Raw genomic sequence first — 14,440 nt, 5'->3', positions numbered from 1 at the left:
TTTTCCCCCTCATTTTCGGCGTTGCGGCCAGCATCGCCGCAAAACCGCTTTCCCGGAAGCGGGCGGCGCCAGTAGGGCACGCCTGTCGTGACGTACGCCAACACCACATCGCCGGACCGCACGCCCTGGGGGCTGGTGGTCCTGCTCGGGGCGCTGACGGCCATGGGGCCGCTCGCCATCGACATGTACCTGCCGAGCCTGCCGGCCATCGGCGAGGATCTGCGCGCCACCTCGGGCCAGACCCAGGGCACCGTCGCCGCCTTCCTCGCGGGCATGGCGATCGGCCAGTTCTTCTACGGCCCGGCCTCGGACCGGTTCGGGCGCAAGCCGCCGATCCTGGTGGGCGTCCTGATCTTCATCCTGGCCTCGGCGGGCTGCGCGCTCGCCGCCTCGCCGGAGCAGCTGCTGGCCGGGCGGTTCGTCCAGGCGCTGGGCGCCTGCGCGGGCGGTGTGGTCTCGCGCGCGGTGGTGCGCGACCGCTTCAACCACACCGAGACGGCGCGGATGCTCAGCCTGCTGATGCTGATCATGGGCCTGGCGCCGATCCTCGCGCCGCTGCTGGGCGGCGCCCTGCTCACCGTGGGCGGCTGGCGGCTGAACTTCTGGTTCATGGCCGCCTTCGGCCTGGCGATCGGCGCGGCGACGATGCTTCGCCTGCAGGAGTCCCGCAGCGAGGAGACGACGCGGCAGGCGCAGTCCGAGAGCCCGCTGCAGGCCTACGCCGCCCTGCTGCGGCAGCCGCGGCTGGTGGGCTACGCCCTGGCCGGGGCGCTGAACGGGGCGACGCTGTTCACCTACATCTCGGCCTCGCCCGAGCTGCTGATCGAGACCTACGGCGTGCCGCCCTCGGCGTTCGGCTGGCTGTTCGGCCTGAACGCCGCCGGGGTGATCGGCGCGAACCAGGTGAACCGCTGGCTGCTGCGCACCCGCACGCCCGACCAGGTCCTGGCGCGGGCGAGCACGGTGGCGGTGGCGTTCGCCGTCGCCCTGGCGCTGGCGGCGGTCACCGGGATCGGAGAGCGCTGGAGCGTCCTGCCGCTGCTGTTCCTGCTGCTGGCCAGCTACGGCTTCATGCAGGGCAACACCATGGCCGGCGCCCTCAGCGTCGATCCGCGGCGGGCCGGCTCGATCTCGGCCCTGCTGGGCGGGGTCTCGTTCGGCATGGGCGCGCTGGCCTCCAGCCTGGCCGGCGCGTTCCACGACGGCACGCCCCGGCCCATGGCGCTGGTGATGCTGGTCGCGCTTGTCGGTTCGGCCGTGGCGCTGAGGAAGCTGGCCCTGAAGCCCGGCCCTCAGGTCTGACAGCTCTCAGGTCTGGCGGCCTTCAGGTTTGGCGGCGCGCCACCGCCCAGGCGAGGGCGGCCCATCCGGCCATGAAGCTGACGCCGCCGATCGGCGTGATCGCGCCCAGCCAGCGCGGCGCGCCCAGCGCCATGGCGAACAGCGAGCCCGAGAAGACGAGGACGCCGAACAGGTACAGCGGCGGCGCCAGCCGCGCGCCGTAGCGGTCTGCGGCGAACACCGCCAGCACGTGGACGAAGCCGTAGAGCGCTCCGGTCCGCAGCCACTCCTGGGCCTTGGGGTCGGCGACCCCGTGCGCCCCGAAGGCCCCGAAACCGACGCAGGCCAGCCCCAGCAGGGCGGCGAGGGCGAGCGCGGCCGGCATCAGCCCGACACCTGCGGGCGGCGGTCCTTCCACGGGGCCTCCTTCTCGAGCTGGGCGGCGAGGCGGAACAGGGTCGCCTCGTCGGCGAAGCGGCCGCTGAACATCATCCCGATCGGCAGGCCGGCCTCGGACTCCCAGAGGGGGACCGACATCGACGGCTGGCCGGTGAAGTTGAACGGCGGGGTGTAGGGATAGGTCGCCGCCTGCCGGCGGTCGAACTCCTTCAGGTCGTCCATCAGCGGGTCAAGCCAGTCGGCGCGCGGCGCGGGGGTGGCCATCACCGGCGAGAGGAAGACGTCGATGTCCTCGAAGGCGGCGAGGATCTGGCGGTTCATCAGCCGCAGCTGCTGGAAGCCCCAGAACGCCTGCTGGCCGGTGAGCCGCTTGCCGGCCTCGTAGCCGCGGCGGGCCAGGGGGCCGAGCTCGTCGTCGCCCGGCTCGCGGCCGAGCGCCTCCACCCAGCGCTGGACATTGGCCGAGAAGTTGGAGGCGCTGGCCAGGCCCTGGGCGCGGTAGAGCAGGCGGTAGTCGATCCCAAGGCCCCGCTCGATCACCTCGTGGCCGAGGCCGTCGAGCAGTTCGACGGTGCGCAGCAGGGCGTCCATCATCTCGTCGGGAATGGGCCGGCCGCTGGGCGTCTCAGAGGACCAGGCGATCCGCAGGCGCCCCGGGCTCTTCTCAAGCTCGGCGAGGTAGGGGCCGCCCTTGGCCGGAGCCTGGAACGGATCGGCGGCCTGGGGATAGCCGGTGGCGTCCAGCATGGCGGCGCTGTCGCGCACCGTGCGGCTGACCACGTGGTGCACCGAGAAGCCGAGGGCCCCGTCCGAGACCTCGCAGATCGGCGTGCGGTCGCGGGTGACCTTCAGGCCGAACAGGCCGCAGCAGGCGGCGGGGATGCGGATCGAGCCCAGGCCGTCGCTGGCGTGCGCCAGGGGCACGATCCCGGCCGCCGTGGCCGAGGCCGCCCCGCCCGAGGAGCCGCCCGAGATGTGGTCCGGGTTCCAGGGATTGCGGCACGAGCCGAGCTGTTCGGAATGCGTCACGCCCGGGATGCCGAACTCGGGCGTGTTGGTCTTGCCCAGCAGCACCACGCCGGCGTCGCGGTAACGGCGGACAAGCTCGCTGTCCTCGGCGTCGGCGGGGACCTGGGCGAAGCGGCTGCCCGAGGTGCGCGGCCAGCCCTTCACCTGGGCGCCCAGGTCCTTGATCAGGAACGGCACGCCCCGGAAGGGGCCGTCCGGCAGGTCCGACGCGGCCCAGCGGCGGGCGTCGTCGTAGCCCTTGTGGACGACCGCGTTCAGAGTCGGGTTGTGCCGCTCGATGCGGACGATGGCGGCCTCGACCAGCTCGGCAGGCGTCACCTGCTTCGTGCGGACCAGCTCGGCCAGGCCCAGGCCGTCGTAGTCGGAATAGTCGTCCATCAATGGGCTCCGGCGGTGAGGAAGGCGAGTTTCTCGACGGGCGGCAGGGCGCCCGCCTGGCGCTTCAGGGCGGCGAACGCGTCCTCGGCCGCGTCGAGCGCCGCGTCGATGTCGGCCTCGGTCATGGCGGCGCACAGGAACATGTTGTGCCAGGGGTGCACATAGACCCCCCGCGCCAGCATCTCGCTGGAAAAGCAGAAGCCCCTGCGAAGGTCCGGATCGTCGTCGAACAGGAAGAGGGGCATGGTGGCGGGCCCGGTCTGGCGGAAGCCGAAGCCGGCCGCCGCCGCGCGTTCGGCAAGGCCTTGCCGCAGCCGCTCGCCCAGCGCGGTCATGCGCTCCAGATAGTCGGTCTCGCGCACCAGCCGCAGGGTCTCCAGCGCGGCGGCCATGGGGGCGGCCTGGTACCAGAACGAGCCGGTCACATAGACCGACGCCGCCGCCGCGCGGGCCTTGTCCGATCCCAGCAGCACCGAGATCGGGTGGCCGTTGGCCACGCACTTGCCCCAGGTGGAGAGGTCGGGCTGGACGCCGATCCGGCTCCACGAGCAGTCGCGCGACAGCCGAAAGCCCGCCCGCACCTCGTCCACCACCAGCAGCGCGCCGCGTTCGTCGCACAGCTCGCGCGCCCGGCGGGCGTAGGCCGGGTCGGGCTCGGCCTGATCAACGAAGGCGTCGTGCTTGAACGGGGCGGCGAAGATGCAGGCGAGGTCGTCTCCCGCCTGGGCGACGGCCGCCTCGAGGCTTCCCACGTCGTTGTAGTCGTAGAAGATCTGGTGCGCCCGGTCGGTGTCGATCACGCCCGCGGGCCTCGGGGTGCACCAGGGCGCGGCGCCGTGGTAGGCGCCCTTGGCCCGGACGACCACGCGGCGCTTCGTGTGGGCGCGGGCGACGGTCAGGGCCATGGACGTGGCGTCCGTCCCATTCTTGCAGAAGATCGCCCAGTCGGCGTGGCTGACCATGCCGGTGAGGGCCTCGGCCAGCTGGACCATCAGGGCGGTCGGTCCGGTCAGGGTGTCGCCCTGGCCGAGCTGGCGGACGAAGGCGGCGTCGATCTCGGGATGGGCGTAGCCGAACAGGTTCGGGCCATAGGCGCACATGAAGTCGAGGTAGCGCCGGCCGTCCACGTCCCACAGGTGGGCGCCTTCGCCCTTCTCGAAGAACTGCGGGTAGTCGTCGGGCAGCAGGCCCACGGACTGGTGCCCGTACATCCCGCCCGGGATCACCGCCTGGGCCCGCTCGCGCAGCGCCCGGTCCCGGCTGCCTGTTCCAGCCATCCGCGCCTCCCTCGCTTGTCGTTGGCGCGAGCTTACGTCGCCGCGCGGGCGACCGCGACTCCCTGTAGATCGCGGCCATGTCGCTCCCCGTCCGGCTGGGCCTGTTCTATTCGGCGATCTTCGTCGGCACGGGGGCGAGCTCGCCCTACATGCCGGTGTGGTTTGCCGAACGGGGGCTCTCGGGGGCCCAGATCGGCCTGATCCTGTCGCTGCCGATGCTGGCGCGGACGATCACCGCCCCGCTGCTGGCGATCTGGGCCGACAGCTTCAGGCTCCGCCGCACGGCGCTGATCTTCCTGGCGCTCGGGGTGGCCGGCACCTACGGGCTCATGGCGCTGCCGCTGGGTTTCGCCGGCTGGGCGGTGGCCTGGTTCGCGGCCTCCTCCGCCATCTCGACCATCTCGCCGCTGACCGACGTGATCGTGCTGCGCAGGGCGCGGCGGGACGGGTTCAACTACGGCTGGCCGCGGGGCATCGGTTCGGTCGCCTTCATCGTCGCGAACCTGACCGTCGGCTGGCTGCTCGCCCGCGGCTCGCCCGAGCTGGTGCTGGTCTGGATCACCGCGGCGGTGTCGCTGACCGCCGTCTGCGCGCGGCTGCTGCTGCCGCCCGACCCGGTGCACGAGGAGGGACATTCGGCGCGCCTGTCGGACCGGTTCGCCGGGGTCGGAGAGCTGCTGCGCGACCGCGACTTCATGACCGCCGTGTTCGCCGCCGGCATGATCCAGTCGGCGCACGCATTCTACTACGGCTTCTCGACCCTGGCCTGGAAAGGGCAGGGCATCCCCGAGAGCACCACCGGCGTGCTGTGGGCGGTGGGCGTGGCGGTCGAGGTCGGGTTCATGTGGTTCATGGAGCCGTGGCGGCGGCGGATCGGACCGCGGCGGCTGCTGGTCCTCGGCGGGGCGGCGGCGGTGATCCGCTGGACCGTCTACGGGTTCTCGCCGCCGCTGTGGCTGCTGTTCCCGCTGCAGGCGCTGCACGCGCTGAGCTACGCGGCGACCTTCCTGGCGGCGCTGCAATTGGCCGAGCGGCTGTCCACCCCGCGCAACGCCTCGGCCGCCCAGACCATCAACTCGGCGCTCTCCAGCGGCATGCTGATGGGCCTGGCGACCCTGGCCTCGGGGCCGCTGTTCGACCGCTTCGGCGCCCAGGGCTACCTGCTGATGGCGGCCATGTGCGCCGTGGGGCTGATCGGCGCGGTGCGCCTCTACGGCGTCGGACGGCTCGACCCGCCGTAGGATCGGCGCCTAACCTGCGCCGCGATAGGGAGGCGCGAGCATGACGATCCGGCTCTTCGGCTGCGTGTGCGGCCAGTTCCACAGTCCCGGCGCGGGGCTCGGCATGGCGGCCGAGCGGGTCAGCGTGCCGATCCCCTTCTATGTGGTCGAGCACCCGGACGGCGTGGCGCTGTTCGACACCGGCCTGCACGCCGACATCGCCAACGCGGACGACCCGTACCGCCAGCGGCTGCGCACCCAGGGGATGGACTCCACGGTGGACGAGGGCGAGCTGGCCGCCGCGCACCTGGAGCGCCTGGACATCGATCCGGCCAAGGTCCGCTTCGTCGTCCTGTCGCACCTGCACTTCGACCACGCCGGGGGCCTGCACCAGTTGCCCAACGCTACGGTCGTCGTCCAGAGCCGCGAGTGGGCGGCGGGCTTCGACGACGACATGGCGGCCCGCTACTTCCTGCCCAAACGGTTCTACGACCTGGGCCATCCGGTGAAGCTGGTGGACGGCGAGCACGACCTGTTCGGCGACGGCGCGGTCACCCTGCACCCCAGTTTCGGCCACACGCCGGGCCACCAGTCGATGCGGGTGCGCAGCGAGATGGGCGACCACATCCTGGTGGGCGACGCCTGCTACACCTGCGAGGCGCTAGAGACGCGGACCTTCCCGGCCTACAGCGACCACGCGGCGCTGAACCGGTCGCTCGACAGCCTGCTGGACCTCCGCGGAGAGGACACCGTGATGGTGTTCGGCCACGACCCCGGCCAGTGGGGCGAGCGGCCCGTGCTGCCCTCCACGCGAGGCTGACGTGGCGACACGGTTGCGGCGCGCCAGCGTCGCTCCATGATGCCTCCCCAAGTGGAGGAAGTCGTCATGCGTGCGCTGAACGTCACCGCCCCCTGGGGGCCGGACGCCATCCAGGTGGTGGAGGTCCCAGAGCCGACTCCGGGGCCGGGCCAGGTCCTGGTGCGGATGAAGGCCTGCTCGCTGAACTATCGCGACTTCCTGATGATCCACGGGATGTACGGGCGGGCGGCGGCCAGCGCGACCGACATCATCACGCCCTTCTCGGACGGCTGCGGCTACGTCGAGGCCGTGGGGCCCGGCGTCACCCGCTTCAAGGCCGGCGACCGGGTCTCCACTCTGTTCTTCCAGAACTGGGTGTCGGGACCGCCGACGCTGGAGAAGCTGTCGAGCGCCCTGGGCTTCCCGATCCCGGGGGCGGGCGCCGAGCTGCAGGTGTTCAGCCAGGAAGGGCTCTCGAAGGTTCCGGACTTCCTCACTGACCACGAGGTCGCCACTCTGCCTTGCGCGGCGCTGACCGCCTGGCGCGGGCTCTTTCACGACGCCCGCCTGGAGCCGGGCGACACCGTGGTGCTGCAGGGGACGGGCGGGGTCTCGATCTTCGGCCTGCAGTTCGCCAAGGCCGCGGGCTACCGCACGCTGATCACCTCGTCGTCGGACGCCAAGCTCGAGCGCGCCAAGGCGCTCGGGGCCGACCACCTCGTGAACTACAAGACAACCCCGGCCTGGTCGAAACCGGTGCGCGAGGCCACCGGCGGCCGCGGCGCGGACTTCATCATGGAGGTCGGCGGCGGGGGCACGATCCAGGAGAGCATGAAGGCCATCAAGATCGGCGGCCACATCGCGGTGATCGGCATCGTGGCCGGCGCGGGCGAGCCGTTCAATCCGGCCGCCCTGATCGGCAACTCCGCCAAGCTGCAGGGCCTGTCGGTCGGCTCACGCGACATGTTCGAGTCCATGTGCCGGGCGATCGAGCTGCACGGCGTCCGCCCGGTGGTGGACAAGGTGTATCCGTGGACCGAGGCAAAGGCCGCCATCGCGGCCATGGGCGGCGGCGAGCATTTCGGAAAGATCGTGCTGGAGTTCTGACCGGCGAGCCAAGGGAGGACGCCATGAAGACCAAGGGGATCAACCACCTGGCGCTCGTGTGCCGGGATATGGCCGAGACGGTGGCGTTCTACACCCAGGTGCTGGGCATGCGGCTGGTGAAGACGGTGGCCCTGCCGGACGGCGGCCAGCACTTCTTCTTCGATTGCGGCGGGGGATCGACCCTGGCGTTCTTCTGGTGGGCCGACGCCCCGCCGGCCGCGCCCGGGATCGCCTCGGTGGCCGAGTTCCCTGCCAGTCCGAAGTCGGCCGTTGGTTCGATGAACCACGTGGCCTTCCACATGGACGAGGACGAGCTGGAGGCCGCGATCGGGCGCCTGCAGGCCGCCGGCGTGAAGATGACCGTGCCGGCGGTGGTCAACCACGACGACAGCGCCATGGGCGTCGCCCGCGAGATGCACGAGGGCGTCTGGATCCGCTCGGTCTATTTCACCGACCCCAACGGGGTGATGCTGGAGTTCGCCGCGACGTTGCGCGACTTCCGCCCGGACGACGTGCGGCATGCGCCCGCCCGCGCCGTCCAGCCCGCCGGAGCCTGAGCCCATGCCCCGCCTGCGCCAGGTGTCGCGCAAGGACACCGACTCCGAGGTGATCCACAGGACCTACGACTTGCTGTTCGGCGACCGCGACCCGGTGGCCGAGCCCGGCACCGCCACCGGCACGTCCGGCGACTGGTGGACCGTCTTCGCCCTGGTCCCCGACTGCCTGGACCACTGCAACCGCGGCTTCGCCTTCTACCGCAGCCCGAAGCGCAAACTGGACCCGGTGCTGCGCGAGCTGGCCCAGACCCGCGCCGGCTGGGCCAAGGCCAGCCAGTTCGTCTTTTCCCAGCACTGCAAGTCGCTGCGCGGCCTGAAGGTTTCCGAGGAGAAGATCGCCGCCATTCCGCACTGGCAGACCGCGGCCTGCTTCGACGAGAAGGAGCGGGCGGTGCTGGCCTACGCCGACTGCCTGGTGCTGCAGGCCGGCCGCACCCCCGACGGGGTGTTCGGGGCGCTGAAAGGCTTCCTCTCGGACGAGGAGATCCTGGAGCTGACCTACATCACCTGCCTATACGACATGCATGCGGTGATGACGAAGGCGCTGCGGCTGGAGTTCGACGACCGCGACGACCCCATCGTCGAGGTGGCCGCGCCCGAGGACTTCAGCGCCCGAGACTTCCTGGACACGGGACGGCGCTAGTCGGCCGCCTTGAGCCCCTCGCGGTAGTCGCGGGCGCGGGCGGCGCGCTTCTGCTGCCGGTAGCGGGCGTGCAGGTCGATCAGGGCGGCGGCGGGGAAGACGGGGCGCAGGCCCTTCACCGGCGACAGGTTGCGGATCATGCCCCGGCGGGTCTCGCCGACTATCTCGCGCACGACGACGCGCCGGCGGACCGTGCCTTCCTCCACGAGGAACGACAGGCGGTGCATGGCGTAGAGGCCGATGGTCGCCGAGATCAGGAAGAAGAAGTCCCAGTGGGTGATCCGCAGGGCGAAGAACTCGGACACCCCGCCCGGATCACGCCACAGCACCTGGAAGCTCAGCTCGCGCGCGGCGTAGAAGTCGGCCGACAGGCCGCCCAGGATCGGGGCGAGCCCGGCCGCGGCCGAGGCGATCAGTGAGTTCGCGGCGATATAGGCCGTGGCGCCGTTGCGGGGCGCGAGCTTCATGGCCACGGCGCCGGTGGCCAGGTTCACGCCGGCCGAGGCCATGCCCATGAAGGCGTGCAGGACCGACAGGTAGACGATCAGCTCCAGCCGGCCGTCGATCTCCGAGGCGAACACCATGGCCGCGATGCAGAGCAGGAAGGCCGGGGCCGCCACGTTCAGCACCGACTTGTTCGAGAAGCGGTCCGACAGCTGGCCCCAGGTGCGCAGCACCAGCAGGTTGGCCGCCTGGCTCACGACCGAGAAGGTCATCACCCAGCCCATCCCGAGGCCCAGCTGCTGGACGAAGTAGACGGTGAAGAACGGCGTCGCCGAGTTCACGGCGAACTGCCAGCTCGCCATGAAGCGGATCAGGGTGCGGAAATTGGGGTCCTTCAGCGGCGCCTTCAGCAGGGTCCAGAGGGTCTGCTTCGGCTGTGGCGGCGGCATCAGCGGCTCGGGCACGCGTGCGAGCCGCCAGGTGCTGATCACGGCCGCCAGGAAGCCGGCGGAATAGAGCAGGGTGAAGACGACGCCGTCCCCGCCGCCGGAGGCCGTCTGCTGCGACTGCAGGGCGAAGCCGGCCAGCAGCGAGCAGGCCATGCCGACGGCGGTCGCGAAGATCGTGCGGCGGGCGAAGAAGCGGCCCAGCCGATCCTCGGGCACGAGGTCGCGGATCCACGAGTTCCAGCTGCAGGCGCAGATCGCGTTGAAGGCCGTGTGGACGATCTCCAGCACGATCAGCAGCATCAGCGCCAGGCGGCGGTCGGGGATCAGCGGCAGGATCGCGAAGAGGGGCAGGGTGATCCGGGCGATGGTCAAGGCCACGATGCTGATCCGCCGGCGCGCGCGCAGGCGCTCGACCAGGCTGACCGCCGGAGCCTGCAGGATCTGGGTCCACAGCGGGATCGCGGCGAGCAGGCCGATCACCGTGTTCGGCGCCCCCAGCCACAGGGCGAAGGCGACCAGCACCACGCCCGAGTTCAGGGCCCCCACGACCGTGGCGAAGGTGGCGTCCCACATCAGGTCGCGCAGCCCCCGGTCGAGGGCGCGTTCGTCCACATGGGGCTGGGGCGCGAGGAAACCGCTCACCGCGTCGATCGTCCTGGGGCTGAGCCACTCGAACCAGCGGCGGGCAGGCTGGTTCCGCCCCTCACGCCGGCGCGAGACAATATTCTTGACGTGAGACAAAAGTCTCATTAAATCCCGGCCGCGGTCGAGTTGGAGGACGCGGCATGGCGCTCACCCGCGAGCAGATGGATCGGAAGATCGACGAGCACTTCGCCTTCGAGGCGAACGACGACGTCGAGGGCGTGCTGGCGACGCTGACGCCCGACGTCGAGCACGACATCGTCGGCGCGCCCACCGGCCCGACGCACGGCCGTGAAGGCGCGCGCCCCTTCTACGAGGGACTGTTCGCCGACCTGTCCGACGGCAAGGTCGAGTGCCTGCGGCGCCTCTACGGCGAGAACTTCCTGGTCGATGAATCCCTCTGGCGCGGCAAGGCGCCCGGCCGGCCGTTCGGCCTGGAGGGGCGGGGCCGGCCGCTGGAATTCCGGCTGCTGCACGTGATCGAGTTCGCCGATACGGGCGATATCCGGCGCGAGAACGTGTGGATCGACATGGCCGCGATCCTGCAGCAGCTGCCGCAGGCCTGAGGATGGACGGCACCGCCGGCCGTTCGAACCAGAGACGCCGCACCCGCAAGGCGCTGCTCGAGGCCGCCGCCCGGCTGGCGCGGGACGGCCGCAAGCCGTCGCTGGACGAGGTCGCCGCCGAGGCGCTTGTCTCGCGGGCGACGGCCTACCGCTACTTCCCCAACGTCGAGCAGCTGCTGGTGGAAGCGGCCCTCGACGTGGCGATGCCGGATCCCGCCGCGCTGTTCGGTCCCGGCGCGCCGCGCGATCCCGTGGCGCGGCTGGAGCGGCTGGACGAGACCCTCGACTCCCTGCTCGCCGGGCACGAGCCGCAGTTCCGGATGATGCTCGCCCATTCCATGGAGGGGGCGCTGGGGGGCGAGGGGCTGCCCGCGCGGCAGAACCGGCGCACGCCCCTGATCGAGGCGGCGCTGGACGGCGTGGACCTGACGCCCGTCGCCCGCGACCGGCTGAGCAAGGCGCTGGCGATCCTCATCGGGACCGAGGCCATGGTGGTGTGCAAGGACGTGCTGCAGCTGCCCCCCGACGAGGCGCGCCGGGTGAAGCGCTGGGCCATCCGCGCCCTGGTGGACGCCGCCCGCGCGAAGGCGTGAGCGGCGAGGGGCGCCCGATCAGATCCCGGGGTCGAAGGCGCCTTCCAGCCAGGCGAAGATCTGCTCGGCCGCCTCGTCGGGCGACATCCGGGTCGTGTCGATGCGGATCTCGGCGTTCTCGGGCGGCTCGTAGGGGCTGTCGATGCCGGTGAAGTTCTTCAGCTGCCCGGCCCGGGCCTTCTTGTAGAGGCCCTTCACGTCGCGGCGCTCGGCCTCCTCGAGCGGGGTGTCGACGAAGACCTCGACGAACTCGCGCTCGCCCATCAGCTCGCGGGCCATCCGCCGTTCGGCCCGGAACGGCGAGATGAAGCTGACCAGCACGATCAGCCCGGCGTCCACCATCAGCTTGGACACCTCGGCCACGCGGCGGATGTTCTCGACCCGGTCCTCCTCGGTGAAGCCGAGGTCCTTGTTCAGGCCGTGGCGGACGTTGTCGCCATCGAGCAGGTAGGTGTGGCGGCCCTCGGCGTGCAGCCGCTTCTCGACCAGGTTGGCGATGGTCGACTTGCCGGCGCCGGAGAGGCCCGTGAACCAGACGACGCGCGCCTTCTGTCCCTTCAGCGCCGAGCGGGCGGCCTTGTCGACGTCCAGGGCCTGCCAGTGGATGTTCTGGCTGCGGCGCAGGGCGAAGTGCAGCAGGCCGGCCCCGACGGTGCGGTTGGACAGCCGGTCGATCAGGATGAAGCCGCCCAGGTCCTTGCTGTCGGCGTAGGGGTCGAAGGCGATCGGCGCCGAGAGCGCCAGGTTGCACACGCCGATCTCGTTCAGCTCGAGCCGGGTGGCGGCCAGCTTCTCCAGCGTGTTGACGTTGACCTTGTGCTTGGGCTCGGTGACCTGGGCCGTGACGGTCCGCGCGCCCAGCTTCATCAGATAGGGTCGGCCCGGCAGCAGGGGCTCGTCGTCGAACCAGACGAGCGTGGCCTCGAACTGGTCGGCGACCGCAGGCGGGGCGGCCGCGCTCGCCAGCACGTCGCCGCGGCTGACGTCGATCTCGTCCTTGAGGGTGAGCGTCACCGACTGGCCGGCGACGGCCTCGGGCAGGTCGCCGCGCAGCGTCACGATCCGGTCCACCGTGCTCTCGCGGCCCGAGGGCAGGACCTTCACCTTGTCGCCCGGCTTCACGGCGCCCGAGGCGACGAGGCCCGAGAACCCGCGGAAGTCGAGGTTCGGCCGGTTCACCCACTGGACGGGCATGCGGAAGGGCTTCTCCCGCAGGTCCTCCTGGGCGGGGGCGTCCTCCAGCCAGCGCATCAGCGGCGGGCCCGAGTACCAGGGCGTGTTCGCCGAGCCATCGGTGATGTTGTCGCCCTTCAGGGCCGACATCGGGATGGCGGTGAACTCCGTCAGGCCGATCTGCCGGGCGAAGTCGCGGTACTCCTCGACGATGGCGTCGAAGACCTCGCGGCTCCAGTCCACCAGGTCCATCTTGTTGATCGCCAGCACCACCTGCCGGATGCCCAGCAGGCTGACGAGATAGCTGTGGCGGCGGGTCTGGGTCAGCACACCCTTGCGCGCGTCGATCAGGATGACCGCCGCGTCCGCCGTCGAGGCGCCGGTGACCATGTTGCGCGTGTACTGCTCGTGGCCGGGCGTATCGGCGACGATGAACTTGCGCCGGTCGGTCGAGAAGAACCGGTAGGCGACGTCGATCGTGATGCCCTGCTCGCGCTCGGCGGCCAGGCCGTCCACCAGCAGCGCGAAGTCGATCTCGCCGCCTTGCGTGCCGACCTTCCTGGAGTCGGCTTCGAGGGCCGCGAGCTGGTCCTCGAAGATCATCTTGGAATCGTAGAGCAGCCGGCCGATCAGGGTCGACTTGCCGTCGTCCACCGAGCCGCAGGTGATGAAGCGCAGCAGGCTCTTCACCTCGTGCTGCTTCAGGTAGGCCTCGATGTCCTCGGCGATGAGGGCGGACTGGTGGGCCATCAGAAGTAGCCCTCCTGCTTCTTCTTCTCCATCGAGGCGGACTGGTCGTGGTCGATGACCCGGCCCTGGCGCTCGGACGTGGTGGTGAGCAGCATCTCCTGGATGATCTGCGGCAGGGTGGCCGCCGTGCTCTCGACGGCGCCGGTCAGCGGGTAGCAGCCGAGGGTGCGGAACCGGACCGAGCGCATCTGCGGGCTCTCGCCCTCGCGCAGGGGGAAGCGCTCGTCGTCGACCATGATGAGCGTCCCGTCACGCTCCACCACCGGTCGCTCGGCGGCGAAGTAGAGCGGCACGATCGGGATCTGCTCGAGATAGATGTATTGCCAGATGTCGAGCTCGGTCCAATTCGACAGAGGGAACACCCGGATGCTCTCGCCGGGGTTCTTGCGCGCGTTGTAGAGCCGCCAGAGCTCGGGCCGCTGGTTCTTGGGATCCCAGCGATGCTGGGCCGACCGGAACGAGAAGATCCGTTCCTTGGCGCGGGACTTCTCCTCGTCGCGGCGGGCGCCGCCGAAGGCCGCGTCGAAGCCGTACTTGTCCAGCGCCTGCTTCAGCCCCTCGGTCTTCCAGACGTCCGTGTGGACCGCGCTGCCGTGGGTGAAGGGATTGACGCCCTGGGCGACGGCGTCCGGGTTCTTGTGGACCAGCAGCTCGAAGCCGAGCTCCTTGGCCATGCGTTCGCGCATCTCGTACATCGCCCGGAACTTCCAGGTCGTGTCGACGTGCAGCAGCGGGAACGGCGGTTTGGAAGGATAGAAGGCCTTAGCCGCCAAGTGCAGCATCACGGCCGAGTCCTTGCCGATCGAGTAGAGCATCACCGGCCGTTCGCACTCGGCGACGACCTCGCGCATGATGTGGATGCTCTCGGCCTCGAGCCGCTGCAGGTGGGTGAGCGTCTGGCGGGGCACAGCGCCTTCGGAGATCGTTGAGCGGGTCAGGACGCGGGCGTCCATGAGCGGACCTTACATCAAAGAGTGAATATTCCCGTGCGCGTGCGCGCGCCCGGGCCGGCCCTGGATCGCGAGTTAGCCGCCGCCCGGGCGCGGCGCAAGGCGAGCCCGGCCCAGGAATTCTCCATGCGCTGGCAGTTGCGGTGGAGGCGGCCGGGCGGGGCTTGCGTCGTTCGAGCGGTT

14 protein-coding genes are annotated in these 14,440 nt (G+C 70.7%); 8 read left to right on the top strand and 6 right to left on the bottom strand.

Going from position 1 to position 14,440, the window contains the following annotated elements; translation table 11 throughout:
- The first annotated feature begins 87 nt into the window (after positions 1-87).
- Positions 88-1,302 (top strand): multidrug effflux MFS transporter, encoded by a 1,215-nt coding sequence (locus tag PHZ_RS12590; protein WP_012522827.1) that lies wholly within the window; start codon positions 88-90, stop codon positions 1,300-1,302.
- A 22-nt stretch (positions 1,303-1,324) separates the two neighbouring features.
- On the opposite strand, the gene PHZ_RS12585 is transcribed toward PHZ_RS12590, so the two are convergent.
- The 3 genes from PHZ_RS12585 to PHZ_RS12575 are packed head-to-tail and all read right to left on the bottom strand — an operon-like array spanning position 1,325 to position 4,364.
- Positions 1,325-1,666 carry a DUF423 domain-containing protein gene (locus tag PHZ_RS12585; RefSeq protein ID WP_012522826.1) on the bottom strand — a complete coding sequence of 114 codons (342 nt, stop codon included), beginning with the start codon at positions 1,664-1,666 and terminating at the stop codon, positions 1,325-1,327.
- Positions 1,666-3,087 (bottom strand): amidase, encoded by a 1,422-nt coding sequence (locus PHZ_RS12580; protein ID WP_012522825.1) that lies wholly within the window; start codon positions 3,085-3,087, stop codon positions 1,666-1,668. The genes PHZ_RS12585 and PHZ_RS12580 overlap by 1 nt, the downstream gene beginning before the upstream one ends.
- Positions 3,087-4,364 carry an aminotransferase class III-fold pyridoxal phosphate-dependent enzyme gene (locus tag PHZ_RS12575; protein ID WP_012522824.1) on the bottom strand — a complete coding sequence of 426 codons (1,278 nt, stop codon included), beginning with the start codon at positions 4,362-4,364 and terminating at the stop codon, positions 3,087-3,089. The genes PHZ_RS12580 and PHZ_RS12575 overlap by 1 nt, the downstream gene beginning before the upstream one ends.
- Positions 4,365-4,441: 77 nt before the next feature.
- On the opposite strand from PHZ_RS12575, the gene PHZ_RS12570 reads away from it, so the two are divergent.
- Genes PHZ_RS12570 through PHZ_RS12550 form a run of 5 tightly spaced genes read left to right on the top strand, consistent with a single transcriptional unit; the run spans position 4,442 to position 8,690 of the window.
- Complete coding sequence (locus tag PHZ_RS12570) at positions 4,442-5,605, top strand: MFS transporter (RefSeq protein WP_012522823.1); 1,164 nt, start codon at positions 4,442-4,444, stop codon at positions 5,603-5,605.
- A 40-nt stretch (positions 5,606-5,645) separates the two neighbouring features.
- The gene (locus PHZ_RS12565; RefSeq protein ID WP_012522822.1) at positions 5,646-6,404 is read left to right on the top strand and encodes an N-acyl homoserine lactonase family protein; all 759 of its coding nucleotides are present in this window, start codon (positions 5,646-5,648) and stop codon (positions 6,402-6,404) included.
- A 36-nt stretch (positions 6,405-6,440) separates the two neighbouring features.
- On the top strand, positions 6,441-7,490 hold the full coding sequence (locus PHZ_RS12560) for a zinc-dependent alcohol dehydrogenase family protein (protein WP_201765242.1): 1,050 nt from the start codon (positions 6,441-6,443) through the stop codon (positions 7,488-7,490).
- A 23-nt stretch (positions 7,491-7,513) separates the two neighbouring features.
- Positions 7,514-8,047: a VOC family protein gene (locus PHZ_RS12555; RefSeq protein ID WP_041373503.1), complete on the top strand. Its 534-nt coding sequence runs from the start codon at positions 7,514-7,516 to the stop codon at positions 8,045-8,047.
- A 4-nt stretch (positions 8,048-8,051) separates the two neighbouring features.
- Complete coding sequence (locus PHZ_RS12550) at positions 8,052-8,690, top strand: carboxymuconolactone decarboxylase family protein (protein ID WP_012522819.1); 639 nt, start codon at positions 8,052-8,054, stop codon at positions 8,688-8,690.
- Here the strand turns inward: PHZ_RS12550 and PHZ_RS12545 are convergent.
- The gene (locus tag PHZ_RS12545; protein WP_187149075.1) at positions 8,687-10,225 is read right to left on the bottom strand and encodes an MFS transporter; all 1,539 of its coding nucleotides are present in this window, start codon (positions 10,223-10,225) and stop codon (positions 8,687-8,689) included. The two genes, PHZ_RS12550 and PHZ_RS12545, sit on opposite strands and share 4 nt — an antisense overlap.
- Positions 10,226-10,368: 143 nt before the next feature.
- Here PHZ_RS12545 and PHZ_RS12540 point away from each other — a divergent pair, with 143 nt between their 5' ends.
- Both PHZ_RS12540 and PHZ_RS12535 read left to right on the top strand, forming a co-directional pair.
- A complete protein-coding gene (locus PHZ_RS12540; RefSeq protein ID WP_012522817.1) occupies positions 10,369-10,791 on the top strand; it encodes an ester cyclase in 423 nt (140 codons plus the stop codon).
- Between the two features lie 2 nt (positions 10,792-10,793).
- Positions 10,794-11,384 carry a TetR/AcrR family transcriptional regulator gene (locus PHZ_RS12535; protein WP_012522816.1) on the top strand — a complete coding sequence of 197 codons (591 nt, stop codon included), beginning with the start codon at positions 10,794-10,796 and terminating at the stop codon, positions 11,382-11,384.
- Between the two features lie 18 nt (positions 11,385-11,402).
- Here the strand turns inward: PHZ_RS12535 and cysN are convergent, their stop codons facing one another.
- Positions 11,403-13,307 (bottom strand): sulfate adenylyltransferase subunit CysN, encoded by a 1,905-nt coding sequence (gene cysN, locus PHZ_RS12530; RefSeq protein WP_012522815.1) that lies wholly within the window; start codon positions 13,305-13,307, stop codon positions 11,403-11,405.
- Positions 13,307-14,260 carry a sulfate adenylyltransferase subunit CysD gene (gene cysD / locus PHZ_RS12525; RefSeq protein WP_012522814.1) on the bottom strand — a complete coding sequence of 318 codons (954 nt, stop codon included), beginning with the start codon at positions 14,258-14,260 and terminating at the stop codon, positions 13,307-13,309. The genes cysN and cysD overlap by 1 nt, the downstream gene beginning before the upstream one ends.
- Positions 14,261-14,440: the final 180 nt, after the last annotated feature.

The organism is Phenylobacterium zucineum HLK1 (genome assembly GCF_000017265.1).
GTDB lineage: Bacteria > Pseudomonadota > Alphaproteobacteria > Caulobacterales > Caulobacteraceae > Phenylobacterium > Phenylobacterium zucineum.
Note: the sequence above shows the minus strand (reverse complement) of the source record. Positions and strands in the feature narration are given on the sequence as shown.

Coding starts and splice junctions, on each gene's coding strand:
- cysN (WP_012522815.1), bottom strand. CDS start 13,307: ATGGCCCACCAGTCCGCCCTCATCGCCGAGGACATCGAGGCCTACCTG.
- PHZ_RS12570 (WP_012522823.1), top strand. CDS start 4,442: ATGTCGCTCCCCGTCCGGCTGGGCCTGTTCTATTCGGCGATCTTCGTC.
- PHZ_RS12565 (WP_012522822.1), top strand. CDS start 5,646: ATGACGATCCGGCTCTTCGGCTGCGTGTGCGGCCAGTTCCACAGTCCC.
- PHZ_RS12575 (WP_012522824.1), bottom strand. CDS start 4,364: ATGGCTGGAACAGGCAGCCGGGACCGGGCGCTGCGCGAGCGGGCCCAG.
- PHZ_RS12560 (WP_201765242.1), top strand. CDS start 6,441: ATGATGCCTCCCCAAGTGGAGGAAGTCGTCATGCGTGCGCTGAACGTC.
- PHZ_RS12555 (WP_041373503.1), top strand. CDS start 7,514: ATGAAGACCAAGGGGATCAACCACCTGGCGCTCGTGTGCCGGGATATG.
- PHZ_RS12535 (WP_012522816.1), top strand. CDS start 10,794: ATGGACGGCACCGCCGGCCGTTCGAACCAGAGACGCCGCACCCGCAAG.
- PHZ_RS12550 (WP_012522819.1), top strand. CDS start 8,052: ATGCCCCGCCTGCGCCAGGTGTCGCGCAAGGACACCGACTCCGAGGTG.
- cysD (WP_012522814.1), bottom strand. CDS start 14,260: ATGGACGCCCGCGTCCTGACCCGCTCAACGATCTCCGAAGGCGCTGTG.
- PHZ_RS12580 (WP_012522825.1), bottom strand. CDS start 3,087: ATGGACGACTATTCCGACTACGACGGCCTGGGCCTGGCCGAGCTGGTC.
- PHZ_RS12585 (WP_012522826.1), bottom strand. CDS start 1,666: ATGCCGGCCGCGCTCGCCCTCGCCGCCCTGCTGGGGCTGGCCTGCGTC.
- PHZ_RS12540 (WP_012522817.1), top strand. CDS start 10,369: ATGGCGCTCACCCGCGAGCAGATGGATCGGAAGATCGACGAGCACTTC.